Here is a 25544-nt window from a genome sequence, read left to right on the forward strand (position 1 = left end):
AGCGTCGGCCGTTTCATGGGGAGTTCTTCAGTGAAACCGGTCAAAGTAGGCATCTGTGGGTTAGGGACCGTCGGTGGCGGTACCTTCAACGTACTTCAGCGTAACGCCGAAGAAATTTCCCGCCGCGCAGGGCGTGGGATTGAAGTGGCGCAAATTGCCACGCGTTCGCCAAAGCCTCAGTTCCAAACGACCGGTATCGCGATTACCAACGATGTCTTCGAAGTGGCCACCAACCCTGAAATCGATATCGTCATCGAACTGGTGGGCGGCTACACCGTGGCGCGTGAGCTGGTGCTCAAGGCCATCGAGAATGGCAAGCACGTGGTCACCGCCAACAAGGCGCTGATAGCCGTACACGGCAACGAAATCTTCGCCAAGGCCCGCGAGAAGGGCGTGATCGTTGCGTTCGAAGCCGCCGTGGCGGGCGGCATACCGGTGATCAAGGCGATCCGTGAGGGCCTTTCCGCCAACCGTATCAACTGGGTGGCCGGCATCATCAACGGCACCGGCAACTTCATCCTCACCGAAATGCGCGAGAAGGGCCGTACCTTCGAAGACGTGCTGGCCGAAGCCCAGGCCCTGGGTTATGCCGAGGCCGACCCGACGTTCGACGTCGAAGGCATCGACGCCGCCCACAAGCTGACCATCCTGGCGTCCATCGCCTTTGGTATCCCGCTGCAGTTCGACAAAGCCTACACCGAGGGAATCACCAAGCTGACCACCGCCGACGTGAATTACGCCGAAGCCCTGGGCTACCGCATCAAGCACCTGGGCGTGGCGCGCAGCACTGCGGCCGGTATCGAGTTGCGTGTACACCCGACCCTGATCCCGGCCGATCGCCTGATCGCCAACGTCAATGGCGTGATGAACGCGGTGATGGTCAACGGTGACGCGGCGGGCTCGACCCTGTTCTACGGCGCTGGCGCCGGCATGGAGCCGACCGCTTCGTCGGTGATCGCCGACCTGGTGGACGTGGTTCGCGCCATGACCAGCGACCCCGAAAACCGTGTACCGCACCTGGCCTTCCAGCCGGATTCGCTGTCGGCCCATCCGATCCTGCCGATCGAGGCTTGCGAAAGTGCCTACTACCTGCGCATCCAGGCCAAGGATCACCCGGGCGTATTGGCCCAGGTGGCGAGCATCCTGTCGGAGCGCGGTATCAACATCGAGTCGATCATGCAGAAGGAAGTCGAGGAACAGAACGGCCAGGTGCCGATGATCCTGCTGACCCATCGCGTGCTCGAGCAGCATATCAACGATGCCATTCGGTCACTCGAAGCTCTCCAAGGCGTGGTTGGACCGGTCGTTCGTATTCGCGTCGAACATTTGAATTAATCCAGCTGCAAGCCGTTAGCTGCAAGCTGCAAGTAAGAGCCGATTGGCTCTGGCTTGCCGCTTGTAACTTGAAGCTTGAAGCTCAAACCAAAGGTTTGCTTCCATGCGTTATATCAGCACCCGCGGCCAGGCACCGGCCCTGAATTTCGAAGACGTTTTGCTGGCGGGCCTTGCCACTGACGGCGGCCTGTACGTGCCGGAAAACCTGCCACGTTTCACCCAGGAAGAAATCGCTTCGTGGGCCGGCCTGCCGTACCACGAACTGGCGTTCCGGGTGATGCGCCCGTTCGTTACCGGCAGCATTCCGGACGCGGATTTTAAGAAGATCCTGGAAGAGACGTACGGTGTGTTTTCCCACAACGCCATCGCGCCATTGCGTCAACTGAACGGCAACGAGTGGGTACTCGAGCTGTTCCACGGCCCGACCTTGGCGTTCAAGGACTTCGCCTTGCAATTGCTGGGTCGCCTGCTCGACTACGTGCTGGAGAAGCGCGGCGAGCGTGTGGTGATTATCGGCGCGACCTCCGGTGATACCGGCTCGGCGGCTATCGAGGGATGCAAGCACTGCGAAAACGTCGACATCTTCATCCTGCACCCGCACAAGCGCGTGTCGGAGGTGCAGCGTCGCCAGATGACCAGTATTTTGGGTGACAACATCCATAACATCGCCATCGAAGGCAATTTCGATGACTGCCAGGAAATGGTCAAGAACAGCTTCGCCGACCAGAGCTTCCTGAAAGGCACCCGCTTGGTGGCAGTGAACTCGATCAACTGGGCGCGCATCATGGCCCAGATCGTCTACTACTTCCACGCCTCGCTGCAGTTGGGCGGGCCGGCGCGTTCGGTGTCGTTCTCTGTGCCAACCGGCAACTTCGGCGACATCTTCGCCGGTTACCTGGCGCGCAATATGGGCTTGCCGATCAACCAGTTGATCGTTGCCACCAATCGCAACGACATCCTGCACCGCTTCATGAGCGGCAACCAGTACGTCAAGGAAACCCTGCACGCCACCTTGTCGCCTTCCATGGACATCATGGTGTCGTCGAACTTCGAACGCCTGCTGTTCGACATGCACGGGCGCAACGGCGCAGCCATTGCCGGCTTGATGGACAACTTCAAAAGCGGTGGTGGTTTCAGCGTCGAGCAGGAGCGCTGGACCGAGACCCGCAAACTGTTCGACTCCCTGGCCGTGGACGATGTGCAGACCTGCGAAACCATCGCTGAAGTCTATGCCCAGACTGGCGAACTGCTTGACCCGCATACCGCCATCGGCGTGAAGGCCGCCCGTGAATGCCGTCGCAGCCTGGATATCCCGATGGTGATCCTCGGCACTGCTCACCCGGTAAAATTCCCGGAAGCGGTGGAGAAGGCCGGGGTGGGCAAGGCGCTGGAACTGCCGGCGCACCTGACTGACCTGTTCGAGCGTGAAGAGCGTTGCACGGTGTTGGCCAATGACCTGAAGGCTGTGCAGGCGTTTGTCAGTCAGCATGGCAACCGCGGTAAGCCGCTGTAAGGCAAACCACGTAGGCAAAAACGCCGCTTTCCCTTCCCTGGGTCAGCGGCGTTTTTTTGTTTCTGGCGTCTTCGGAAACCCCGGGAAATAGCCACCCGTGCGTAAGCGCTTAGGTGCGGCCGTTTTTTCGTTGTCATGTTGCAAGCGCATGCTGGTCCAAGTCACACCCTGGCGGCCCCAAAAGACGAAAAAGCGAACTTTCCTACGTCACGACCAGTCACTTAGGATAGATGCAGCTCCCGTTGAAACGATTGTTCCCGAACTATTGAGTGGTGATCGAGATGGAAAGTATCAGCCTATTGCTCGAAGAAGCACTGAGCCCTTATCAGGTTACGTTGACCACGGCGGGTGTGCAGGACGAGTGCCTGGTCACTGTGAAGAACCCTGCCGGCGCCATCGTGGTGGAGCGTGAAGTCGATCGCGCACAATTGACCGATAAGCGCGTCCTGGTGGACGTGGTGGATTGCCTGCTGCGTGACCTGAAGATTGCTGAGGGGCGCCTGGAGCCGTCGGTGATCGCGGCCTTGCGCAACGCTGCCCAGACCCGCAGCACAGCCTGCGCATGAAGAATTGTTCATCTGTGGAAACTTCCCACAGCAAGCTCGGTCAGATTTTTTAACAGCAAGAGCAAACATTGTGCTCCGGTGTTTGTGGCTTGCTGTACTGGTCTTTGTAGGCCACGTTTAACCCCGAGTTGTCTCCCCACTGCTCGGGGTTTCTTTTTGCCTGAAATTTGTCAGGGCAGCGGCGAAACCTGGAAAAAGTGCGGGTTGTCCTTCAAATACCGCTCGCGCATGTGCGGGTCGAGCCATAGCGCATAGGCGTTCTGCACATCGGCCTGTGGCAGGCCTTCCAGTGCCTGATTGACCCGCGCGATGGCCCGGCGCCCCTCGACGGTGTCCGAACATCCGATGTAGATGCGTTGGTAAGGCGCAGCGCCTTTTATCGCAAGGAACATCAGGTCATCAGGGGCTATGCCCTGTCGTGTGGCCTGGTAGCGGATTTCCGTCCAGTAACCAAGCACGGCTTCCAACCGGCCCAGGCGTTGCATTTGCAGCAGGCTGCCCAGGGCGTCATTACCGTAATGCAGGGCGAGCTTGTGCGAATCGGTCTGCTTGAGGCGCTCGTCGATCGCCGGTCCGTAGCTGCGCTCAGCGATGGCCCCAAGGCGGGCGTCGGGGGTTTGCAGGAATGCCTGCAGGTCAAACTTCCCATCGACGATAAACGGTGCCATCGCTTCCCGCTGGCTGCGACGGATCATCACCCCATTGCTGAGTACCACGAATGCCTGTTCGGAAAAGGCCACGTACGCTGCTCGCTCCTGGGTCCACAGCACTGAGGGGTCGCAGGTCAATGATGGGTTGCGCAGCATCTGCATGCCGCGGGCACGATTCACGTGCAGCACCTGATGGTGATATTCCGGCAGCTGCGCTTCAAGCATCGGTATCAGGTGGTCCAGTGCCCCATGATCTTTTTGCGGTCCTTCGAAGATAGTCAGTGGTGGCAGGTCGCGCAGCAGCCAAGTCAGTGTGTCTTCGGCGCTGGCCGACGGGGGCCAGCCGAGGGTTATCACGCTGGCCAGGCACGCGTGCATGAACCTGCGCAGGGCGCGGCGAGTCATCAGATCGCGCCATCCTCACGCAGACGGGTAATGGCGGCGGCGTCGTAGCCCAGCTCATTGAGAACCGTGTTGTTGTGTTCGCCCAACTGCGGCCCGACCCATTCACAACTGCCCGGTGTGTCCGAGAGCTTGGGCACGATCCCCGGCATCTTGAAGTCCTTGCCGTCCGGCAGCTGTGCCTTGAGGAACATCTCGCGGGCCAGAAATTGTGGGTCGCCCAGCATGTCTTCAGCGCTGTAGATGCGACTGGCGGGCACCTCGGCTTGGTTCAGGACCTCTATCACTTGAGCCAGCGGCAGCGAATTGACCCAGCGATCAATCACGCCGTAGAGCTCATCACGACGGCTGTCGCGCCCATCGTTGCCGGCCAGTTGCGGATCGTTGGCCAAGTCCTCACGGCCAATGGCGACCATGAAGCGTTTAAAGATCGCATCGCCATTGGCGCCGATCTGCACGTGCTTGCCATCGGCACTGGTATGGATCGAGGAGGGTGTGATGCCCGGCATGATGTTGCCGGTGCGCTCGCGGATGAACCCGAACACGTCGAACTCCGGAATCATGCTTTCCATCATCGCGAAAATGGCTTCATACAACGCCACGTCCACCACCTGCCCCAGGCCACCGTTGACCTCCCGATGACGCAACGCCATCAACGCGCCGATGACCGCCCACAACGCGGCAATCGAATCACCGATGGAAATCCCGGTACGCACCGGCGGACGATCTTCGAAGCCGGTGATGTAGCGCAAGCCGCCCATGGACTCACCCACCGCGCCGAACCCCGGCTGGTCCTTCATCGGCCCTGTCTGGCCGAAGCCGGACAGACGCACCATCACCAGTTTTGGGTTCAGTGCGTGCAGGGTTTCCCAATTGAGGCCGAGTTTCTCCAGGACGCCGGGGCGGAAGTTTTCGATCAGGATGTCGGCGTCCGCCAACAGCTGCTTGAGGATCGCCAGGCCGTCCGGATGCTTGAGGTTCAGCGTCAGTGACTGCTTGTTGCGCGCCTGCACAAACCACCACAACGAGGTGCCTTCATACAGCTTGCGCCATTTGCGCAGCGGGTCGCCGCCGTCCGGAGATTCGACCTTGATGACCTCTGCACCAAATTCGGCACAGATACGCGACGCAAACGGGCCGGCGATCAGGGTGCCCAATTCGATGACTTTCAAGCCGGCGAGTGGTTTGGCATTAAACGACATGAGGTTCCTTGTCTGCTCAGGACGGTGGTGTGATGCCTTTTAACATAGGCGAGCGGCGCACGGATAAGGATGATGCAGCGCAGTATTCGTTGAATGGCCCTCGCATCGGGTAGACTGGCAACCTTTCCCAGTCTACTAGAAGCCCGTTCATGGCCCAGCCGTCCACGACCTACAAATTCGAACTCAACCTCACCGACCTTGACCGTTCGGTGTACGAAAACGTCAAGCAGACCATTGCCCGCCACCCTTCGGAAACCGAAGAACGCATGACTGTGCGCCTGCTGGCCTATGCCCTCTGGTACAACGAGCAGTTGACGTTTGGCCGCGGTCTGTCAGATGTAGACGAGCCGGCCCTGTGGGAAAAAAGTCTGGATGACCGTGTTCTGCACTGGATAGAAGTCGGCCAACCCGACGCCGACCGCCTGACCTGGTGTTCACGCCGTACCGAGCGCACCAGCCTTTTGGCCTATGGCAGCCTGCGTGTGTGGGAAGGCAAGGTGGTCCCGGTGGCGAACAACCTGAAGAACGTAAATATCGCGGCCGTGCCGCAGGACGTCCTTGAGACCCTGGCCAAGGACATGCCCCGCGTTATCAAGTGGGATGTGATGATCAGCGAAGGCACGATGTTCGTCACCGACGACCGTGGGCAGCACGAAGTGCAATTGCAATGGCTGGCCGGCGAGCGCGGTTGAAAACAAGCCAGCCAGTTCCTCATTTACCCAAAGAGATTTCCCAAGCATCCCATGCGTATCGATCCTCGCCCGTTGCCTGCTGTCCTGCCGTTTCTCGGTGACTTGCCACCGTTGTTGACCCGTCTGTACGCCGCACGCGGGGTGCAGTCGCAAGCCGAGCTGGACAAGAGCCTGGCGCGGTTGATTCCCTACCAGCAGCTCAAGGGCATCGACGCGGCGGTAGACCTGTTGGTGACGGCCCTGGAGCAGCGCCAGCGCATCCTGATCGTCGGTGACTTCGATGCCGACGGCGCCACGGCCAGTACCGTGGGCACCCTGGGCCTGCGTCTGCTGGGGGCGGCCCATGTGGATTACCTGGTGCCGAACCGATTCGAGTATGGGTACGGCCTGACCCCGGAAATTGTCCAGGTGGCGCTGCAGCGTCAGCCGCAGTTGCTGATTACCGTGGACAACGGGATTTCCAGCGTCGAAGGCGTGGCGGCGGCGAAGGCGGCGGGTTTGAAGGTGCTGGTCACTGACCACCACTTGCCCGGGGATGAGTTGCCGGCGGCGGATGCCATCGTCAACCCGAACCAGCCGGGCTGCGAGTTTCCCAGCAAGGCGCTGGCCGGCGTAGGGGTGATCTTTTACGTATTGATGGCCCTGCGCGCCCGTTTGCGCAGCCTGGGCTGGTACGACAGCCAGCCGCAACCGAATATCGGTGAATTGCTCGACCTCGTGGCCCTGGGCAGTGTCGCCGACGTGGTGCCGTTGGACGCCAATAATCGCATCCTGGTGCATCAGGGGCTGGAGCGCATCCGTGCCGGTCGCGCCCGGCCGGGGATCAAGGCGATCCTCGAAGTCGCCAAGCGTGATCACGCGCGCATTACATCCACCGACCTCGGTTTTATCCTGGGGCCACGGCTCAACGCTGCCGGGCGCCTGGATGACATGAGCCTGGGCATTGAGTGCCTGCTCACGAGCGACTTTGCCGCGGCAAGGGAAATGGCTGCGCAACTCGATGGCATGAACCAGGACCGCAAATCCATTGAGCAAGGCATGCAGCGCGAGGCGCTGGCTCAGCTCAAGGACTTGCCGGTGGAGTCGATGCCTTACGGCTTGTGTCTGTTCGACCCGGAATGGCACCAGGGGGTCATCGGCATTCTGGCGTCACGCATGAAAGAACGCTATTTCCGCCCGACCATCGCTTTTGCCGATGCCGGTGATGGGTTGCTCAAGGGCTCTGGGCGCTCCGTACAGGGTTTTCATATCCGTGATGCCTTGGCCGTCGTGGCGAGCCAGCATCCCAACCTGATCACCAAATACGGCGGCCACGCGATGGCGGCTGGCCTGACGTTGCCCGAGGCGAATTTCCCACTGTTTGCCCAAGCGTTTGATGCTGAAGTACGTCGGCAACTGCGTGAGGAAGACCTTACGGGGCGCCTGCTGTCTGACGGCACGCTGGCGGTGGAAGAATTTCATCTGGAGCTGGCACGCGCACTGCGACATGCCGGGCCTTGGGGGCAACACTTCCCGGAGCCGTTGTTTCACGGGGTGTTCCAGTTGGTGGAGCAGCGTGTGGTCGGTGAGCGGCACCTGAAAGTAGTGCTCAAGAGCGAATGCGGGTCGGTGAAGCTTGATGGCATTGCGTTTGGTGTTGACCGAGAGGTCTGGCCGAACCCGACCGTGCGTTGGGTTGAGTTGGCCTACAAGCTGGATGTGAACGAGTTTCGAGGCAATGAAACTGTGCAGTTGATGATTGCACACATAGAACCGCGCTAGATCCGAGCAACACCCAAAACAACTGTGGGAGGGGGCTTGCTCCCGATTGCGGTATGTCAGTCAACGATGATGTGACTGACTTGCCGCTATCGGGAGCAAGCCCCCTCCCACAGTTTGTTGGGTGTAAAGAAGTTACTCGGTTTTGTCCTTGGCCTGGTGCTTCACGATGATATCCACCAGGCGCTTGGCCAGTGCCGGGTAGTTCTCATCGAAGTGATGCCCGCCTGGCAGCTTCACGGCTTCGCCCACGGCAGTCTTGTCGGTGCAGCCGCTCTCGTCGACTTCTTCGGCGCCGTAGATGCACACCACTTTGTCAGCCGGCAGCTTGGCCATTTCCGGGCCGGTAGCGGCTTCTTTGCCCGCGTTGCCCAGCCAGCCTTCCACTTCGATTTCAAAGCTGCCGGTACGTGCGAAGGCCAGCAGGATGATCGCGTCAACCCGTTGCTGTTCGTTTTCCGGCATGCGGTTGTAGATGGCAGGCAGCACATCGGCGCCGAACGAGTAGCCGGTCAGTACGAAGCGCTTGGTGCCCCACTTCTGCCGGTAGTGTTGCATCAGTTCGGTGAGGTCCTTGGCGCTTTGCTCAGGGGTCTTGTGCTGCCAGTAGTAGCGCAGGGTGTCGATACCGACGACCGGGTAGCCGATCTTGGCCATTTCACCGGCTACGTCGCGGTCCAGGTCGCGCCAGCCGCCATCACCGGAGAGGAACAGGGTGACGGTGTCCTTGGCTTGGCCGGCCGGCACTTCAACCACGGGAATCGCCAGGCCGCCGTTGTCCGAACCCACCAGTTGCTTGCGCAGTTCGTTGTTCAGCACTTGTGGGTAGTGAATGTCGTAGTCGCTGATGCTGGTGGTCGCGCGCGGGGTATCACGTACGAAACTGGCGCTCTCGTCGTCGGGGTTGTCGTTCCAGGCCACCAGCCAGTTGCCATGGGCGGCGGTTTTCGGCAGCGGGTCCTTGCAACCTTCCTGCACTAAAGCGAAACCGACGGAGATAGCGTTGGCCTTGTCATCGTTCTGTGTGGCGAGCCAGCGCCATGCCAGTGCCGCACCCGGGCCGATACCGCTGACCAGGGTCGCCGGGCCTTTAAGCTGGCCCAGAGCGCTTTGCAGCGCTTGTTCCTGCAACGTGCAGTCACCCTTTGGCAGGATGACCTGAACGATTTGTGCCTTGCCGCCCTGGCTCAGGGCAATCAGCTGGCTGTCGCTCAGGACTTCATCGGCCAGCACGGCTACCGCCACGCGGGCTTTCGGTGTGCCGTTGGGGGTTACGCGGGTCATCACCGAACCATCGGCCTGAGGCAATTGTTCCAGGATCGGTTGCGGGGCAGGGCGGTTCCAGTACCAATAGCCACCGCCTGCAATCAGGACGAGCAGCACTACGATGGCCAATACATACCGCCAGGAGCGTCGAATCATCAGCGTTTCACCAATCCAGTCAAGCCGCCTGCAATCAGGGCGGCGGTATCGGCCAGTGCCACCAGCGGATCAAGTCCTGCGGGCACGGCCATGTAACGGGGTTCCCAGTCGGGCTGGAACTTGTCTTTGAAGCGGCGCAAACCTTGGAAGTTATACAGTTGCTCGCCACGACGGAACACCATCGAACCCAGACGCTGGGTCAGCGGGGCACCGCGGCGTGGCTGCAAGCCTGACAAGGGCACCATGCCGAGGCTGAAGCGGGCGTAGTCATGGTTCTTATAGTGTTGAATCAGGCCAACCATCATGAATTCCATGGTCAGCTTGGGCGCGTCGGGGTGGGCGCGCATCAGGTCGAGGCTGGCCAGGTCGTGGTTGTAAGTCTCGAGCAGGTTGGCGAAGGCCACCGGGCGCCCTTCGAAGCGGACGATCGCAATTCTGAAGTGCTTGAGGTAGTCGTCGCTGAAGCGTCCCAGGGAGAAGCCTTTTTCCCGTACGTTCTTGCCGGTCAGCCAGGCATCGGAGATGACTTTGAGTTCATCCATCGGGGCCTGGCCCTGATCGAAGATCTCCAGGGACAGACCGTCCCGGGTGCCACGGTTCCAGGTGTAGCGCAGGTCCTTCATCTCTTTGCCCTTGGCTTCCAGGTCAAAGCGTTTCAGGTCGACGCGGGCCTCTTCGCCCAGCTTGATGGCGGTGAGGCCGATATCCATGTAGTACGGCAGGTTCTCGGCACGTACCTGATAGAACACCGGGCGGGCATGATGGATGTCGCACAGGTCGCGGAACTGCCAGATCATTTCGGCGCGCGGCTGGGTCGGCCCGATCGGGTCATACAAGGCCACCAGGCTGCGCCCACGACGGGCGTACATCAGGAAGGCTTCGTCGTTGGGGTGGAACAGCAACGCCTTGTCGCCGGTCAGCGCCAGGCCGCCGTCGGGCTGGGAGGAGGCCATCAGGATCCTGGTGGCGCGTTCCAGTTCATCCGGTGTCGGCAAATGAATGACCGGGCGTGCGGTACGCAGCAACCAGGTCAGTGAGACGATCACCAGCAGCACCGCCGCGCCCAGCAGCGAGCGCAGGCCGCGTGGGGCGTTGGCGTCCAGGGTGAATTGCCACCACAGCTGGTGGCTGTAAGGCACGTCTTGATAGGCGAACAGCAGCAGCCAGATCGAGGCCCCCAGCACGCACACGCTGGCCACCAGGTACAACGGCGAGAACGGCAGTTCGGTCAAGCGGCTGGCGCGGTAGAACGAACGACGGAAGATCGCCAGCAGCACGGCGGTCATGATCATCAGGCTGGCTTCTTCCCAGTCGAAGCCTTTGAGCAGGGAGAGCAGGGCGCCGGTCAACAGCAGCACCATGGTCAGCATCCAGGCGGCGGACAAGCGTCGACGCAGGCCTTGGGCGAGCAGCAGGCACAGTACGCCGATCAGGCTGGCACCAAAGTGCGAGGCGTCAATCAGGCGGTGGGGAATCAGGAAACCGATGTTTTCCAGGCGTGAGTCGATTTCCGGGGTTGCGCCGGAAAACAGCAGGACCACGCCGGACAAAAAAACCAGTACGGCCAGTACGGGCGCCGCGAGACCGGATGCCACCCGCAGGCTCTGCTGGGTCTGGAACAGGCGTTGGGCTTCGTTGACCAGCAGGAAGATACAGGCGATCAACAGCGGCAGTACCACGTAGATCATGCGGTACAAGAGCAAGGCTGCCGCCAGCGGTGCCGCGCCGAGTTTGTCGGCGAACGCGGCCAGCAGAATGGCTTCGAACACGCCGACACCGCCCGGTACATGGCTGAGCACGCCTGCGGCCAGGGCCAGCAGGTACACCAGCAGGAACGGGCCAAACGGCGGGGCTTCCGGCAACAGCATATAAAGGACGGTCGCGGCAGCGGCGACGTCCAATGCGGTAATAATCAATTGCAGGAAGGTCAGGCGACGGCCTGGCAGGCGCAAGGTACGACGCCCGGCCTTGACCAGCAGATTGTCCGGGTAAGGCTGTTCGGGCAGGCGGCGGCGATAAATGCCGATGCACAGCACCGCCGACAGCACCAGCACCGCGCCGGCAATACCGCCCAGCAAGCTTTGCGGCAAATGCAGGTAGGTGGACGCCGCCGGCAGGTTGCTCAGCGTGGCCAATGCGGCCAGCGGCGGCAAGGCGGTGCCCAGGGCCAGGCTGGCGAACACGGTCATGTGGGCGACTTCAGAGGCCCCGATACCGTGGCGGGCATATAAACGATAGCGCACCGAACCGCCCGAGAGCATCGACAGGCCAATGGCATTGCCGATCGCAAAGGCAGTGAAACCGCCCATGGCCAGGGTTTTGGCGGGCAGTGTCACGCCGGCATAGCGTGCGCCGGAAAATTCATAGCCCAATAGAATGATAAAGCCGGCGACCGCTGCGGCAAACGCACCCAGCAGCGCCGGCTTGGGCACTTCCAGGATCGAGTCGTGGAGGGCGTACAGGTCCAGTTCCAGCAACAGGTGTCGGCAGGCGATCAGGGCGATTGCGAACAGCAACAGGGTGACGGCCAGCCCGATGGGTTGGCGGTACTTGCTCAACAGATCTATCCAGCGCAAGCGGGTGGGTGGGATCGGTTGTTCTGCTGTGACGGTGTCTTGTGGTTCAGACGAGTTGGCGCGCATCAATCACCTCGTGGATCGTGCGCGACAGGATGGAGGTATCGAGCCAAGTTACCAATCCCTATGGACAAAATAATTACAAATATTAACGCGTATCGCCGGGAGCGGCGACTGCGGCCATTGGTCGTAGAGGGTCTTGCTTGAGTACTGAGCATAGCTTGCAATGACATGGACTCTGCAAACCGTGTACGGTTTCATGAAAGATGCCATGCCATTGTTTCAGAAGAACTTTTTCACAGGATACAAAAAAGGCCACTCTTTCGAGTGGCCTTTCTTGATATTTGGTTGCGGGAGCCGGATTTGAACCGACGACCTTCGGGTTATGAGCCCGACGAGCTACCAGGCTGCTCCATCCCGCGTCTGTGGGCGGCATTCTACAGTCCAGCGACGAGGTGTCAACCGTTAATGGGCTAATGAGTCAAATAAGTGTGAATCAGCCGCTCGGGCTGGCCTAAGTCCGCGATTGAAAACGCTTTGTAGTGAGCGGGCTTGCCCCGCGCTGGGTGGCGCAGCCGCCCTAGATCCAGCCACCTCGGTCTTTCTGAAATCGCGCGGCGTCCTTGTTGGGGCGGCTGCGCCACCCAGCGCGGGGCAAGCCCGCTCACTACTACAGAGTTATGCCGCAGCACGTAGTGGCTTAACAAGGAAAAATCAGCACGCACAAAAAAGGCCACTCTTTCGAGTAGCCTTTTTTGATGTTTGGTTGCGGGAGCCGGATTTGAACCGACGACCTTCGGGTTATGAGCCCGACGAGCTACCAGACTGCTCCATCCCGCGTCTGTGGGTCGGCATTCTACAGAGGAATGTCACCGTGTCAACCCGTGATTCTAAAAAAAGCGCTTGTGGTTCAATCGGTTAGCTCTGAAAAGTCAGCTCTGGATGGGCGCGGGGCCAGTCTGGCCGAGGCTTTCAGCTCTATTGGGGCGCTGGATTCGATTGAGAAAATAAATTCCTTTGGGAGATTTCCTACCGCTCAAACGGAAGTTTCAAACTACTGGTGCTATATACAGTGACGAGTGCGATACTGACCACCCGTTGGGCCACACCCCCGTTTATATGACGCAGCGCAAAATCATCCACATCGACTGTGATTGCTTCTACGCCGCCATTGAGATGCGTGACGACCCGAGCCTGGCGCAAAAGCCCCTGGCCGTGGGTGGCTCCGCCGATCGCCGGGGCGTGATCGCTACCTGTAACTATGAAGCTCGGGCGTACGGGGTGCGTTCCGCGATGTCGTCACGTCACGCCCTGAAGCTGTGCCCCGACCTGACCATCGTCAAGCCGCGTATGGATGCCTATAAGGAAGCGTCAAAGGAAATCCAGGCGATCTTTCGTGACTACACCGACCTGATCGAACCACTGTCGCTGGACGAAGCCTACCTGGACGTCTCCGATAGCCAGCATTTTGGCGGCAGCGCCACACGTATAGCCCAGGACATTCGTCGCCGCGTCTCCAACCAATTGCACATCACGGTGTCGGCCGGCGTAGCGCCGAACAAGTTTCTGGCGAAGATCGCCAGCGATTGGAAGAAGCCCAACGGTCTGTTTGTGATCACCCCAGACCAGGTCGAAGACTTTGTTTCCCAGTTGCGGGTGAACAAGTTGCATGGTGTGGGCAAGGTGACGGCCGACAAATTGGCGCGCCTGGGCATTGAGGACTGCCTGCAACTACGTGAGTGGAACAAGCTGGCGCTGGTGCGCGAATTCGGCAGTTTTGGTGAGCGGCTTTGGAGCCTTGCGCGTGGGATCGATGACCGCGTGGTACACAACGACAGCCGACGGCAGTCCATCAGTGTGGAAAATACCTACGATGTGGACCTGCCGGATCTCTCAAGTTGTCTGGCAAAACTCCCTGAGCTGATGGAAACCCTGGCCGGGCGCATGGCGCGCATCGACAGCAGCTACCGTGCGGGCAAGCCGTTCGTGAAAGTGAAGTTTCATGACTTTACCCAGACGACCTTGGAGCAGGCGGGGGCAGGGCGGGATTTGGAGAGTTATCAACAGTTGCTGACGCAGGCGTTCAATCGGGGTGGGAAACCGGTGCGCTTGCTCGGTATAGGTGTGCGCTTACTGGACTTGAGCGGTGGCAACGAGCAATTAGAGTTCTCCTGGTAAACACCGGGAGCAACATGTGGGAGGGGGCTTGCTCCCGATTGCGGTCTATCAGTTAGCTTATGCATAGCTGACACACTGCTATCAGGAGCAAGCCCCCTCCCACATTTGGATCTACATTGGCCCAGGAATGTCAGCGAGTCCCAGGATCTGCGACAAGTCGCCCCGCATCCTTGGTCAGTGCCTGCAGGAATTCCTGCTGCAATTCAGGATCATTGCGGGTCAGCTCGATCAGGCTTTGCTCCAGCTCACTGGCTTCTTCTTCCAGGCCCAGCTCTGACAGACGCTTGACGCGATGCACCCACTGGTTGACTTCGTCGTCTTCAAGGTCGTCGTAAATCAGGCCATGGGCTTCGAGCAACTTGCTGCGCAGAGTGCTGCTGATCGCCAAGGTGGAGTCTGAGTGCACGTCGTCCTGGCCATCTTCGACGCTGATTTTCAGGGTGCTGATCCGGTTCAGGTCTTGCTCGGCAAACGGACTGTCCAACAGGTTCAGGCGCAAGACGCCGTTGCGGTCGGTGGTCAGTTCATGGGTTTGCTTGCCGGCGGTGACTTGTACCGGGCGTTCGCTCCAAGGCAGGCTCGAATACTCCAGGCGCTTGTCGCGCTGGACTTCATCGATACCCGCCAGGTTCTGTTGCGCACGGCCATGGGATTGCACGTTCATGAACGGGTTGATGCCGTCCACGCCGTAGCTCAGCCAGTCACGGGTCATGCTGGTGGGCAGGTTGCCGAGGGCGAAGATGTTCGCCACGTTGGCTCCCGCGCCCGCCACCAGGGCTACCGCGCCCAAAGGCATCTCGTAGACCTTGCGCCAGGGTTGATAGGGGGTATAGCGATCGTAACGGCGGGTCACTTCGAATTCGGTGACCTCAAAGGTCTTTTGCTCGTGAATCCGAACCCGGCGTTGCGGCAGTTCCAGCACTTTGGGCTCGCCTACATCGATCTGCAGGCTGTGGTCGAGCAACTTGCGCTCGATCCGCTCCTCGTGCTCACTGCGCTGTGACATATGGTTGGCACAGCCGCTGACCAGCAGGGCGCCGCACAAGGCGGCGCCCCCCAGGGCTCTGGTGTTTCGCTTGAACATGACTTCTCTTGATCTGGTTTTCAGCGACGAATACGCGCCTGAAGGAAAGACAGCACGTCAGCCACCGGCAACGGTTGGGCTTCGGCTTCGGTCCGGCTCTTGTATTCCAGATTGCCATCAGCCAGGCCGCGGTCACTGACCACGATCCGGTGCGGGATGCCAATCAGCTCCATGTCGGCGAACTTGATGCCCGGGCTGGTCTTCTTGTCCCGGTCATCCAGCAGCACTTCAAAACCGGCCGCCGTCAGTTCGGCGTACAGCTTGTCGGTGGCTTCGCGTACTTGCTCGGTTTCATAACGCAGCGGCACCAGGGCGATCTGGAACGGCGCAAGGGCGTCACTCCAGATGATGCCTTTGTCGTCGTTGTTCTGCTCGATGGCAGCGGCCACCACGCGCGACACGCCAATGCCGTAGCAGCCCATTTCCAGGGTGATCGGCTTACCGTTCTCGCCCAGTACTTCGCACTTCATCGCCTTGCTGTACTTGTTGCCCAGCTGGAAGATGTGCCCGACTTCGATGCCGCGCTTGATTTCCAGGGTGCCCTTGCCGTCCGGGCTTGGGTCGCCGGCAACAACGTTGCGCAGGTCAGCCACGGTCGGAACCGGCAGGTCACGTTCCCAGTTCACGCCAAAGTAGTGCTTGTCGTCGATGTTCGCGCCAATACCGAAGTCGCTCATCAGCTCGACCGAGCGGTCGATGATGATCGGCAGCGGCAGGTTCAGCGGGCCGAGGGAGCCGGCGCCGGCGCCAATCGCGTCGCGCAGTTCGGCATCGGTGGCCATGACCAGTGGGCTGGCGACGCCAGGTTGCTGGGCCGCCTTGATTTCGTTGAGTTCGTGGTCGCCACGGATCACCAGCGCAATCAGCTTGCCTTCTTCTTCGGCGCGCACGATCAGGGTCTTGATGGTCTTTTCAATCGGCAGATTGAATTTTTCCACCAGGGCCGCGATGGTCTTGGTGTCCGGGGTGTCCACCAGGCGCAGTTCTTCAGTCGGTGCCGGGCGCGAGGTTTCGCGTGGCACGGCTTCGGCTTTCTCGATGTTTGCCGCGTAGTCCGAACCGTTGCTGAATACGATATCGTCTTCGCCGGACTCGGCCAGCACATGGAACTCATGGGAGCCGGCACCGCCGATGGAGCCGTTGTCGGCTTCAACCGGGCGGAATTTCAGGCCCAGACGCGTGAACACGTTGCAGTAAGCGGTGTGCATGCAGTCGTAAGTGACCTGCAGGGACGCCTGGTCGGCGTGGAACGAATAGGCGTCCTTCATGATGAATTCGCGGCCGCGCATCAAACCGAAGCGTGGGCGGATTTCGTCACGGAATTTGGTCTGGATCTGATACAGGTTCAGCGGCAGCTGCTTGTAGCTGCTCAGCTCGTTGCGCATCAGGTCGGTGATCACTTCTTCGTGGGTCGGGCCGGCGCAGAAGTCGCGACCATGGCGATCCTTGAAGCGCAGCAACTCAGGGCCATACTCTTCCCAGCGCCCGGATTCCTGCCACAGCTCAGCCGGTTGGGTGCTCGGCATCAACACTTCCAGAGACCCGGCGGCGTTCATTTCTTCACGAACGATGGCTTCGACCTTGCGCATCACCTTCAAGCCCATGGGCAGCCAGGTGTACAGGCCGGAGGCCAGTTTGCGGATCATGCCGGCGCGCAGCATCAACTGATGGCTGATCACAACCGCGTCGGAAGGCGTTTCTTTCTGTGTGGCGAGCAAATATTGACTGGTACGCATGGTAGGCCGTTGTCGGTTGCTTGGACTTGAAATGACTTGGGATTGTACGGGCGTGAGCCGCCGCCGTACAGGTATCAGAATAAAGGGCTGTCTGTAGTGAGGGAGCTTGCTCCCGTTCGACTGCGCAGCAGTCGCCCGCTTTTTTTTTGAGGGCGCTGCGCACCCCACCGGGGGCAAGCGCCCTCGCCACGGAGTGCTTGTCAGTCTTCTACAGGAGGACTCAACCGCGCCCGTCGACTTTCCTGAAACCAGTGCAACGCAATCAGGAACAACGTCGGTACGCCCAGCAGGCAGGTGATGATAAAGAAGTTGTGATAACCGAACTTCTCCACCATCACGCCGGAGTACCCGCCAATCAGGCGCGGCAGCAACAGCATGATCGAACTGAGCAGCGCATATTGGGTGGCGGAGAACTTGAGGTTGGTCAGGCTCGACAGATAGGCGACAAACGCCGAAGTGGCCAGGCCCGAGCTGAAGTTATCCAGGGAAATGGTGAAGATCAGCATCTGCAGGTCCGGGCCCATATCGGCCAGCATCACGAACAGCAGGTTGGTCGCGGCCGAGGCCGCGCCGCCGATAAACAGGATCGGCAAGATACCGAAGCGCACGATCAGCAGGCCGCCCATGCCGGCGCCGAGCAGGGTCATGATCAGGCCGAAGATCTTGCTGACCCCGGCAATCTGGTCCTTGGTAAAGCCCTGGTCGATATAGAACACGTTGGCCATCACGCCCATTACGGTGTCGGACATGCGATAGGTCGCGATCAGCCCGAGCAGCAGCAACGCCTGCCAACGGTAGCGCAGGATAAAGTCGTTGACCGGTGTCAGCACCGGCGCCAGGCCGCGGCGGCCCATGGTCGACAGGCACAGGGTGGTGAGCAGGATATAGAGGATGGCACGCAGGAAGGCGCGATCTTCCATCAACAGCTCCCACAGGGTGACGCCGTGGAACAGCACGCTGGCGAAATCGGTGTTGTACAGCTGGGTGAACATCGCCGGGACCGACACCAGCAGCACGATCAAGACGAATACCGAGACCAGTTGGTGCGAGAAGCTGTAGCGGCCGGCCTGCAGTTGGGTACGCAGTGGCACATCGGGTTCGCGCATGAACAAGGTGGTCAGGAGTGCCGGGATCATCAGCACGCCGAACATGACATAGGTGCCGGTCCAGGCCGAATGCTTATAGTTGAAGCCGGTAGAGCCGAAACCTTCGGCAAAGAACAGCGCGCCGGCTGTGGCCAGCAACGCCGCAATGCGATAACCGGACATGTAGCTGGCGGCCAGTGCGGCCTGGCGGCTGTCGTCGGCGATTTCCAGGCGATAGGCATCTACGGCGATGTCCTGGGTGGCCGAGGCGAAGGCCACGATCACCGCAATGGCGATCAACCAGGACAGGTGTTTTTGCGGGTCGCAGAACCCCATGCCGATCAATCCGAGGATCACCAGCGACTGGGCAAGCACCAGCCACGAACGGCGGCGCCCCAGTTTTCCGAGGAGCGGCAGGCGCCATTGGTCGAGCAGCGGTGACCAGACCCATTTAAAGGCATAGGCCAAGCCGATCAGGCTCGCATAACCGATGGTCTCGCGGGCCACACCGGCCTCGCGCAGCCATACGGAAAGCGTCGAGAACACCAACATGTAAGGCAAGCCGGCGGCGAAGCCGAGCAACAACAGCACCAACGTCGAAGGGCTGGCATAGGCGGCGAGCGCGGCGCGCCAGGTTTTACGGGGCATGGGCTGGAATCTGCCTCAGATTTGCGGAAACAAAGCGCGCACTCTAACCGCTGTGCTCTACCGGGCGCCAGCCATGACGCTGAATATCAACGCGATTGTTCAGGATGCTGACACCTTCGCTGCGTAAACGCGCACGTTGTTCGTCACCTGAAGCACTGCCCACCGGCAGACTTATCCGACCACCGGCGCCCAGCACGCGATGCCAGGGCAGTCGAGTGTCTTCGGGCAGTTGGCTGAGGGTGCGCCCCACCCAGCGTGCCGCCCGACCCAGGCCGGCCAGGCGCGCCAATTCGCCGTAACTCACGACACAACCTTGCGGGACTTGCGCCAGCGTCAGGTACAGCGCGGTACGGCGCATCTCGGCGGGGTTTTGCGGCGTATCGGCAGGTGGATTCACTGTGGATATATCCGTTGAGATCTTCGCGTATTTGTAAGAAACGTCTGTAAACATGGCGATGAGAATTGAACTCAATATAAATCCTTGAGTCAGTCGTAGCTATCTAACACGATAGCGCCCTTTTTTCGCCAACCTCGAGCCCCGAATCTGCTTATGTTGTCCAGAACCCTGCTGTGCCTTGCTGTTTTAAGTGCCTCCACCCCTTTGCTCGCCGACACCGTGTGGTTGAAGAACGGCGACCGGCTGACCGGCAAGATCAAAGTCTTTGACGGCGGCAAACTGCTGATCCAGACAGACTACGCCGGCTCGATCCCGGTGGACTGGAAGCAGGTGAAAACCCTGGAGAGCGACCAGGAGTTGCTGGTCAAGCAGGACGCCTATACCGGTGAGAAAGCCAAGTCGCTGAAGGCCGCAGACGATGGAAAGGTGGTCCTGGCCAACGGTGAAGCGCCCAAGACCGTGGACCTGGCGAGCATCCAGCAGATCATCAAGCCCAAGCCAGTGATCGAGGACTTGGTGTGGAAGGGCAATGTCGACCTGGCGCTGGACTACAAGCGGGCCGACAAAGACACCAACGATTACGACATTGACTTCAAGACCACCGCCCGTCACGGCCAGTGGCGTCATACCGGGAAGGGTGAGTACAACCGCGAGTTCCAGGACGACGTCACCACCACCGACAACTGGGCCCTGGAATATGACCTGGACCGCTTCATCACCGAACATTGGTTCTGGCAGGGCCGCCTGACCTACAAGCGCGACAAGGTGGAAGACCTGTCGCGGCAACGCACCGTGGGTACCGGCCCCGGCTACCAGTTCTGGGATGATGAGCTGGGCGCATTCTCCCTCGGCTCCCTGGTCAACCGCACCGATTACGAATATGCCGACGGCGGCAAGGACAACTTCTACTCCCTGGCCATGAAGTGGAACTACAACCGCTACCTGGTGGGCAAGACCGTTGAGTTCTTCACCAGCGGTGAATTGGGCAAGCCGCTGGCCGGGCCGTCCGAATACTCCGTGGATGCGCAAATGGGCCTGCGCTACAAAGTCACCGAGTGGGCTTCGCTCAATCTCAAGGCCGAGCGCGACATTATCAGTGGCGATTCGGAAAGCAGCTTGAGCAAGACGCGCTACACCGCGGGCTTTGGCGTGGCCTGGTAACCCACACGGCAAAAGCTGCCGGGGCGGCGCTGGCAACCTGCGCGGATATTGATTACCTTGTGTTGAGATCCATTCCCATGTGCCATGGGCGACCGAATACCCGAGGAGTCATACGTTGAGCGCGCACGTTGCCAAGAACGCCCGAGAGCTGTTGCTCAAGGAATACCGTGGGGCTCTCTCCACACTGTCCAAAGCCATGCCCGGCTTCCCTTTCGGTTCGGTCGTGCCTTATTGCCTGGACGAGCAGGGCCGCCCGCTGATCCTGATCAGCCGCATCGCCCAGCACACCCATAACCTGCACAAGGACCCGAAATGCTCGCTGCTGGTGGGTGAGCGCGAGGCCGATGATGTGCAGGCCGTCGGGCGCCTGACCTACCTTGCCGAAGCCGAGCAACTGGACGATCAGGCGGCGATCGACGCGGCGGCCGAACGTTATTACCGCTACTTCCCCGAATCGGCCAACTACCACAAGGCCCATGATTTTGATTTCTGGGTACTCAAGCCGGTACGCCACCGTTATATCGGTGGTTTTGGCGCGATTCACTGGGTCGACCAGTTGACCCTGGCCAACCCCTTCGCGGGCAAGGCTGAGCGCAGCATGATCGAGCACATGAACAGCGATCACACCAAGGCGATTGCCCATTACGTCGACCTGGCCGGTTTGCCGACGTCCGAGCCTGCGCAACTGGTCGGTATCGACAGTGAAGGCATGCACTTGCGCATCGGCCAAGCGTTGCATTGGTTGCCGTTTGCCGAGTCTTGTAATACTCCGACACAAGTGCGCGAGGCCTTGGTTTCATTGGCTCACGCCGAGGTCTGGCCGAAAAAAGCAGCGGCCGGTGCTTGAATTCACGAAATGGCGACGTCATCTAAGGTGGACTAGCAAGGCATTCTTGCGTTGAGGAACCATTTGATGCGCCCTTTTTTATTGCTCTTTCTGCTGTTCCCGGTGCTGGAGCTGTTCGTATTCGTTCAAGTCAGCAGCGCAATCGGGTTTTTCCCGGCGTTGTTGCTGATTATTGCCGGCTCGATGCTCGGCGTGCTGGTACTGCGCGTCGCGGGCCTGGCTACGGCCCTGCGTGCCCGTGAAAGCCTGAATCGCGGCGAGTTGCCGGCCCAGACCATGCTCGAAGGCTTGATGATGGCCCTGGCCGGTGGCCTGTTGATCCTGCCAGGTTTTGTCAGCGACGTGGTCGGCCTGGTCATGCTGCTGCCGTTCACCCGCAAGCTGCTGGCCGGCAAGATGCGCCAGCGCGCCGAAGAGGCTGCGATTCGCCAGCGTGCCTTCGCCGATGACCTGCAACCCCGTGGCGGTCCGGCTCCGCGCCAGCCCCTGGGGCGTGAAGGTGACGTGATCGAAGGCGAGTTCGAACACCGCGACTCCAAATAAGCGCTTTATCGGCACGGCACCTTCGGGTGCCGTGTTGCTTTTACCCGACCGTAGACACAAAAAATTTCATTCATGGCCCCTTGTAATAAGCCCAGGCGCCCTTATGTAACGGTCACCGCAAGGTTTCTGGTGGCGACACCAGACAGACTTCAGCGGTTTGCTTTGCGAACCGCGACCGGCCCCGCCGGAATTTAACCCGCCGGAATTGATACCGGCCGATGAAAAACACAATTAGGAGAGATCGACAATGAAGCTTCGTCCTCTGCACGACCGCGTCGTAATCCGTCGCAGCGAAGAAGAAAAGAAAACCGCTGGCGGTATCGTTCTGCCAGGTTCGGCTGCTGAAAAAGCCAACCACGGTGTGATCGTCGCTGCGGGCCCAGGCAAGACTCTGGAAAACGGTGAAGTACGTGCGCTGGCCGTTAAAGTCGGTGACAAGGTTGTTTTCGGCCCTTACTCCGGTAGCAACACTGTGAAAGTTGACGGCGAAGACCTGCTGGTAATGGCTGAGAACGAGATTCTCGCCGTACTGGAAGCCTGATTTCCCCGCTCATTTTTCCGTTACTCCAAAGAATTTAAGGAATATCGATCATGGCTGCTAAAGAAGTTAAATTCGGCGATTCCGCCCGCAAGAAAATGCTCACCGGTGTCAACGTCCTGGCTGACGCGGTAAAAGCGACCCTGGGCCCGAAAGGCCGTAACGTGATCATCGAGAAGAGCTTCGGCGCTCCGACCATCACCAAAGACGGCGTTTCCGTCGCCAAAGAAATCGAACTGGAAGACCGTTTCGAAAACATGGGCGCGCAGCTGGTCAAAGACGTTGCCTCCCGTGCCAACGATGACGCGGGCGACGGCACCACCACCGCCACCGTTCTGGCTCAGTCGATCGTCAACGAAGGCCTGAAAGCCGTCGCTGCCGGCATGAACCCGATGGACCTGAAGCGCGGTATCGACAAGGCGACCATCGCCATCGTCAAAGAGCTGAAGAACCTGTCCAAGCCTTGCGCTGACTCCAAGGCTATCGCTCAGGTAGGTACCATCTCCGCCAACTCCGACAGCTCCATCGGCGACATCATTGCCGAAGCCATGGAAAAAGTCGGTAAAGAAGGCGTGATCACCGTTGAAGAAGGCACCGGCCTGGAAAACGAACTGTCGGTTGTAGAAGGCATGCAGTTCGACCGTGGCTACCTGTCCCCGTACTTCGTCAACAAGCCGGACACCATGGTTGCCGAGCTGGACAGCCCGCTGATCCTGCTGGTCGACAAGAAGATCTCCAACATCCGCGAAATGCTGCCAGTGCTGGAAGCCGTTGCCAAAGCCGGCCGCCCACTGCTGATCATTTCCGAAGACGTTGAAGGCGAAGCCCTGGCGACGCTGGTTGTGAACAACATGCGTGGCATCGTCAAAGTCGCAGCCGTCAAGGCACCGGGCTTCGGCGACCGTCGCAAGGCCATGCTGCAGGACATCGCCGTCCTGACCGGCGGTACCGTTATCTCCGAAGAGATCGGCCTGAGCCTGGAAAGCGCCACCCTGGAAAACCTGGGTAGCGCCAAGCGCGTGACCATCTCCAAGGAAAACACCATCATCGTTGACGGTGCTGGCGTTGACGGCGACATCGAGTCCCGTATCGCTCAGATCCGTGCCCAGGTTGCTGAAACTTCCTCGGACTACGACCGTGAAAAACTGCAAGAGCGTCTGGCCAAGCTGTCCGGCGGCGTTGCAGTGATCAAGGTTGGCGCTGGTTCCGAAGTTGAAATGAAAGAGAAGAAAGCCCGCGTTGAAGACGCCCTGCACGCAACCCGCGCAGCCGTCGAAGAAGGCGTGGTACCTGGCGGTGGCGTTGCGCTGATCCGTGCTCTGGAAGCCCTGACTGGCCTGACCGGCGACAATGCTGACCAGAACGTCGGTATCGCTGTTCTGCGTCGCGCTGTTGAAGCTCCGATGCGTCAGATCGCTGCCAACTCCGGCGACGAGCCGAGCGTTGTGGTCAACGAAGTCAAGAACGGCAAAGGTAACTACGGTTACAACGCTGCTACTGGCGAATACGGCGACATGATCGAAATGGGCATCCTGGACCCAACCAAGGTAACCCGTTCCGCACTGCAAGCCGCATCCTCCATCGGTGGTCTGATCCTGACTACCGAAGCGGCTATCGCTGATGCACCGAAGAAAGAAGGCGCAGCTGGCGGCGGTATGCCAGACATGGGCGGCATGGGTGGCATGGGCGGCATGATGTAAGCCAGCCTTACCCGGCACCTGAAAAACCCCGTCTGCAGTGATGCAGGCGGGGTTTTTTTATGCAGCGCCAGCGCTCAGCCTATTGAGCGGCGCCTCAGCAGTTTCTTGAACGTGAACCCCCGTGCCAAGGTCAGTCGGGTACTCGACATGAGGGCCATGGGTTGCGATAGAGCTTGGTCGAGCGGCTGATGAACAGGCAGGTGCGCGGTTCTTTCAGGGGGCGCAGGCCTGGGCCGTTCCCAGTGGCCGGACATGATCACCATCCCCAGCAACTTGAGGGTATTGGCGTAGTAGTCATGGGCCTTGAGTGGACGGTGTTGCAGGTTGTCCCAGATGTTATTGAGCCATGGCTGGTTGCCGGGGCTGATCATGGCGCTGACCCCCAAGGCGGAAATAAACACCGGGTCATCGTGGTCTTCGTCGAATACGCTGCCATCGACCCGGTAACCGTTGTTGAACGCCGCGGGCTGATCGCCGGTGATTGTGCGCGCCCAGTGGTTGAACGGAGTCAGGGCCTCCAGCGCACGCACGTCGCCGTACATCAGGTAATCCAGGCCGACCCGCCACGGGTAGCGGGCCGCATTCCACGCGTAATCGCCGTCGTGCTTGCCTTCCAGCAGGTCGGCGCGGGCGGGTGTGATCGAGGTGTCGAGGTGGCTGATGAAGTCTGGCAGCAGGGCGCTGCCTGCGCTGTAGCGCTCGGTGAAGGTGTGGATGATCGAGTAGGTTTTGTCACGAACAGCCAGCCAACGCCTGTCACCGGTCATCGCAAAAAAACTGTTGAGGTGCGACTGCATGAAATCCGAGCTGCGGGTGGCGTATTCAAGCTCGGAATCGCCATCGGTGCCGGCCCAGTCGCCGAGCAGCAGATGATGGGTTCGCGGGTGTACCTCATGGTGCATGATCGCCGCCAGCACTTGGTTGGCTTGGCTGCGGTAGTCAATCGCACCTTGGCTGCCCCACGCCTGGTCTGCCAGCAGCAGGGCGTAGGCGATATCCAGGTCACCGTCGGTGGCGCTGGCGTTGCCGCGGAACCGGCCAGTGGAGTTGCCGCAGCCTTCGACCTGGTTCCAGGCCATCAACCCGGGATCGGATTTGGCTGGGTGGTCTTTGAAATAGCGCACCATGCCGTCAAAGATCTGCTGCGCGTCCGGGTCCTGCTCGGCCATCATCACGCTGAGCAGCATGCCATAGCCGTGGGCTTCGGATACGGTAATGGTGTGCGGGGCGGTGCCGCCGCCCACCGGCTTGCCGTCGGCATTGACCTTGATGAAATAGCGCCCGTTGCCGCATTCGGCGGATAGATAAAGCGCCTTCCATTCTGTGTAGAACCGGGTCAGTTGCTGGTCCATGACCGCCTGGGGCAGGTGGTTCGGCTTGATCGAGCCGGCGTGGTAAGGCGCCGCTTGGGCAAAAGCCCAGGCATCGCTGACGAACAATGAGCTGGCGGCAATGCACAATGACCCCATCAGCCGGTACAGGTGCTTATTCGGGGGACGCATGGGCGGGCT

Annotated in this window: 20 protein-coding genes and 2 tRNA genes; 11 read left to right on the top strand and 11 right to left on the bottom strand. The window is 60.1% G+C overall.

All coding sequences use genetic code 11. From position 1 onward, the window contains the following. Positions 1-30 precede the first annotated feature (30 nt). The 3 genes from MJP36_RS07750 to MJP36_RS07760 all read left to right on the top strand — a co-directional run bounded on the left by MJP36_RS07750 (position 31) and on the right by MJP36_RS07760 (position 3414). Positions 31-1335 (top strand): homoserine dehydrogenase, encoded by a 1305-nt coding sequence (locus tag MJP36_RS07750; RefSeq protein ID WP_244385140.1) that lies wholly within the window; start codon positions 31-33, stop codon positions 1333-1335. Positions 1336-1438: 103 nt separating this feature from the next. Next, complete coding sequence (gene thrC / locus MJP36_RS07755) at positions 1439-2848, top strand: threonine synthase (RefSeq protein WP_244385141.1); 1410 nt, start codon at positions 1439-1441, stop codon at positions 2846-2848. Between the two features lie 281 nt (positions 2849-3129). Beyond that, entirely contained in the window at positions 3130-3414 is a 285-nt protein-coding gene (locus MJP36_RS07760; protein ID WP_060754268.1) for a DUF3509 domain-containing protein, read from the top strand. Positions 3415-3584: 170 nt separating this feature from the next. Here the strand turns inward: MJP36_RS07760 and MJP36_RS07765 are convergent, their stop codons facing one another. After that, on the bottom strand, positions 3585-4469 hold the full coding sequence (locus tag MJP36_RS07765; RefSeq protein ID WP_060754267.1) for a TIGR02285 family protein: 885 nt from the start codon (positions 4467-4469) through the stop codon (positions 3585-3587). Beyond that, complete coding sequence (locus tag MJP36_RS07770) at positions 4469-5668, bottom strand: CaiB/BaiF CoA transferase family protein (protein ID WP_161549401.1); 1200 nt, start codon at positions 5666-5668, stop codon at positions 4469-4471. Before MJP36_RS07770 ends, MJP36_RS07765 begins: the two co-directional genes overlap by 1 nt. 149 nt (positions 5669-5817) lie before the next feature. Between MJP36_RS07770 and MJP36_RS07775 the strand changes: the two genes are divergently transcribed. Together MJP36_RS07775 and recJ are read left to right on the top strand one after the other, a co-directional pair. After that, positions 5818-6360 carry a YaeQ family protein gene (locus MJP36_RS07775; RefSeq protein ID WP_090368781.1) on the top strand — a complete coding sequence of 181 codons (543 nt, stop codon included), beginning with the start codon at positions 5818-5820 and terminating at the stop codon, positions 6358-6360. Between the two features lie 51 nt (positions 6361-6411). Beyond that, complete coding sequence (gene recJ, locus MJP36_RS07780) at positions 6412-8121, top strand: single-stranded-DNA-specific exonuclease RecJ (protein ID WP_244385142.1); 1710 nt, start codon at positions 6412-6414, stop codon at positions 8119-8121. A 132-nt stretch (positions 8122-8253) separates the two neighbouring features. Here recJ and MJP36_RS07785 read toward each other — a convergent pair whose 3' ends face one another. The 4 genes from MJP36_RS07785 to MJP36_RS07800 all read right to left on the bottom strand — a co-directional run bounded on the left by MJP36_RS07785 (position 8254) and on the right by MJP36_RS07800 (position 12956). Continuing rightward, positions 8254-9540, bottom strand: coding sequence for a virulence factor family protein (locus MJP36_RS07785; RefSeq protein ID WP_060754263.1), 1287 nt, complete (start codon positions 9538-9540; stop codon positions 8254-8256). Then, complete coding sequence (gene mprF / locus MJP36_RS07790) at positions 9540-12182, bottom strand: bifunctional lysylphosphatidylglycerol flippase/synthetase MprF (protein ID WP_244385143.1); 2643 nt, start codon at positions 12180-12182, stop codon at positions 9540-9542. Before mprF ends, MJP36_RS07785 begins: the two co-directional genes overlap by 1 nt. 279 nt (positions 12183-12461) lie before the next feature. Then, positions 12462-12538 (bottom strand) — tRNA-Met (locus MJP36_RS07795). 341 nt (positions 12539-12879) lie between these two features. Then, positions 12880-12956: transfer RNA gene (locus MJP36_RS07800), tRNA-Met, on the bottom strand. Between the two features lie 279 nt (positions 12957-13235). On the opposite strand from MJP36_RS07800, the gene dinB reads away from it, so the two are divergent. After that, a complete protein-coding gene (gene dinB / locus MJP36_RS07805; RefSeq protein WP_060754261.1) occupies positions 13236-14294 on the top strand; it encodes a DNA polymerase IV in 1059 nt (352 codons plus the stop codon). A gap of 130 nt (positions 14295-14424) precedes the next feature. Here dinB and MJP36_RS07810 read toward each other — a convergent pair whose 3' ends face one another. The 4 genes from MJP36_RS07810 to MJP36_RS07825 all read right to left on the bottom strand — a co-directional run bounded on the left by MJP36_RS07810 (position 14425) and on the right by MJP36_RS07825 (position 19205). Then, the gene (locus tag MJP36_RS07810) at positions 14425-15378 is read right to left on the bottom strand and encodes a hypothetical protein (RefSeq protein WP_060754260.1); all 954 of its coding nucleotides are present in this window, start codon (positions 15376-15378) and stop codon (positions 14425-14427) included. A gap of 20 nt (positions 15379-15398) precedes the next feature. Continuing rightward, positions 15399-17114 carry a proline--tRNA ligase gene (locus MJP36_RS07815; RefSeq protein WP_244385144.1) on the bottom strand — a complete coding sequence of 572 codons (1716 nt, stop codon included), beginning with the start codon at positions 17112-17114 and terminating at the stop codon, positions 15399-15401. A gap of 200 nt (positions 17115-17314) precedes the next feature. Further along, entirely contained in the window at positions 17315-18847 is a 1533-nt protein-coding gene (locus MJP36_RS07820; RefSeq protein ID WP_060754258.1) for an AmpG family muropeptide MFS transporter, read from the bottom strand. Between the two features lie 43 nt (positions 18848-18890). Beyond that, positions 18891-19205, bottom strand: a complete 315-nt coding sequence (locus tag MJP36_RS07825; protein WP_232965689.1) for an MGMT family protein — start codon at positions 19203-19205, stop codon at positions 18891-18893. Positions 19206-19397: 192 nt separating this feature from the next. Here MJP36_RS07825 and MJP36_RS07830 point away from each other — a divergent pair, with 192 nt between their 5' ends. The 5 genes from MJP36_RS07830 to groL all read left to right on the top strand — a co-directional run bounded on the left by MJP36_RS07830 (position 19398) and on the right by groL (position 24033). Further along, complete coding sequence (locus MJP36_RS07830) at positions 19398-20405, top strand: DUF481 domain-containing protein (RefSeq protein ID WP_060754256.1); 1008 nt, start codon at positions 19398-19400, stop codon at positions 20403-20405. Between the two features lie 115 nt (positions 20406-20520). Next, positions 20521-21252: a HugZ family pyridoxamine 5'-phosphate oxidase gene (locus MJP36_RS07835; RefSeq protein ID WP_244385145.1), complete on the top strand. Its 732-nt coding sequence runs from the start codon at positions 20521-20523 to the stop codon at positions 21250-21252. Between the two features lie 66 nt (positions 21253-21318). After that, positions 21319-21795 carry an FxsA family protein gene (locus tag MJP36_RS07840; protein ID WP_060754254.1) on the top strand — a complete coding sequence of 159 codons (477 nt, stop codon included), beginning with the start codon at positions 21319-21321 and terminating at the stop codon, positions 21793-21795. A 247-nt stretch (positions 21796-22042) separates the two neighbouring features. Beyond that, positions 22043-22336: a co-chaperone GroES gene (locus tag MJP36_RS07845; protein ID WP_060754253.1), complete on the top strand. Its 294-nt coding sequence runs from the start codon at positions 22043-22045 to the stop codon at positions 22334-22336. A 50-nt stretch (positions 22337-22386) separates the two neighbouring features. Continuing rightward, the gene (gene groL, locus MJP36_RS07850; protein WP_060754252.1) at positions 22387-24033 is read left to right on the top strand and encodes a chaperonin GroEL; all 1647 of its coding nucleotides are present in this window, start codon (positions 22387-22389) and stop codon (positions 24031-24033) included. Positions 24034-24107: 74 nt separating this feature from the next. Here groL and MJP36_RS07855 read toward each other — a convergent pair whose 3' ends face one another. Next, a complete protein-coding gene (locus MJP36_RS07855; RefSeq protein WP_244385146.1) occupies positions 24108-25535 on the bottom strand; it encodes a family 8 glycosyl hydrolase in 1428 nt (475 codons plus the stop codon). Positions 25536-25544 lie beyond the last annotated feature (9 nt).

The sequence above is a fragment of the Pseudomonas palleroniana genome (genome assembly GCF_022836895.1).
Taxonomy (GTDB): domain Bacteria; phylum Pseudomonadota; class Gammaproteobacteria; order Pseudomonadales; family Pseudomonadaceae; genus Aquipseudomonas; species Aquipseudomonas palleroniana.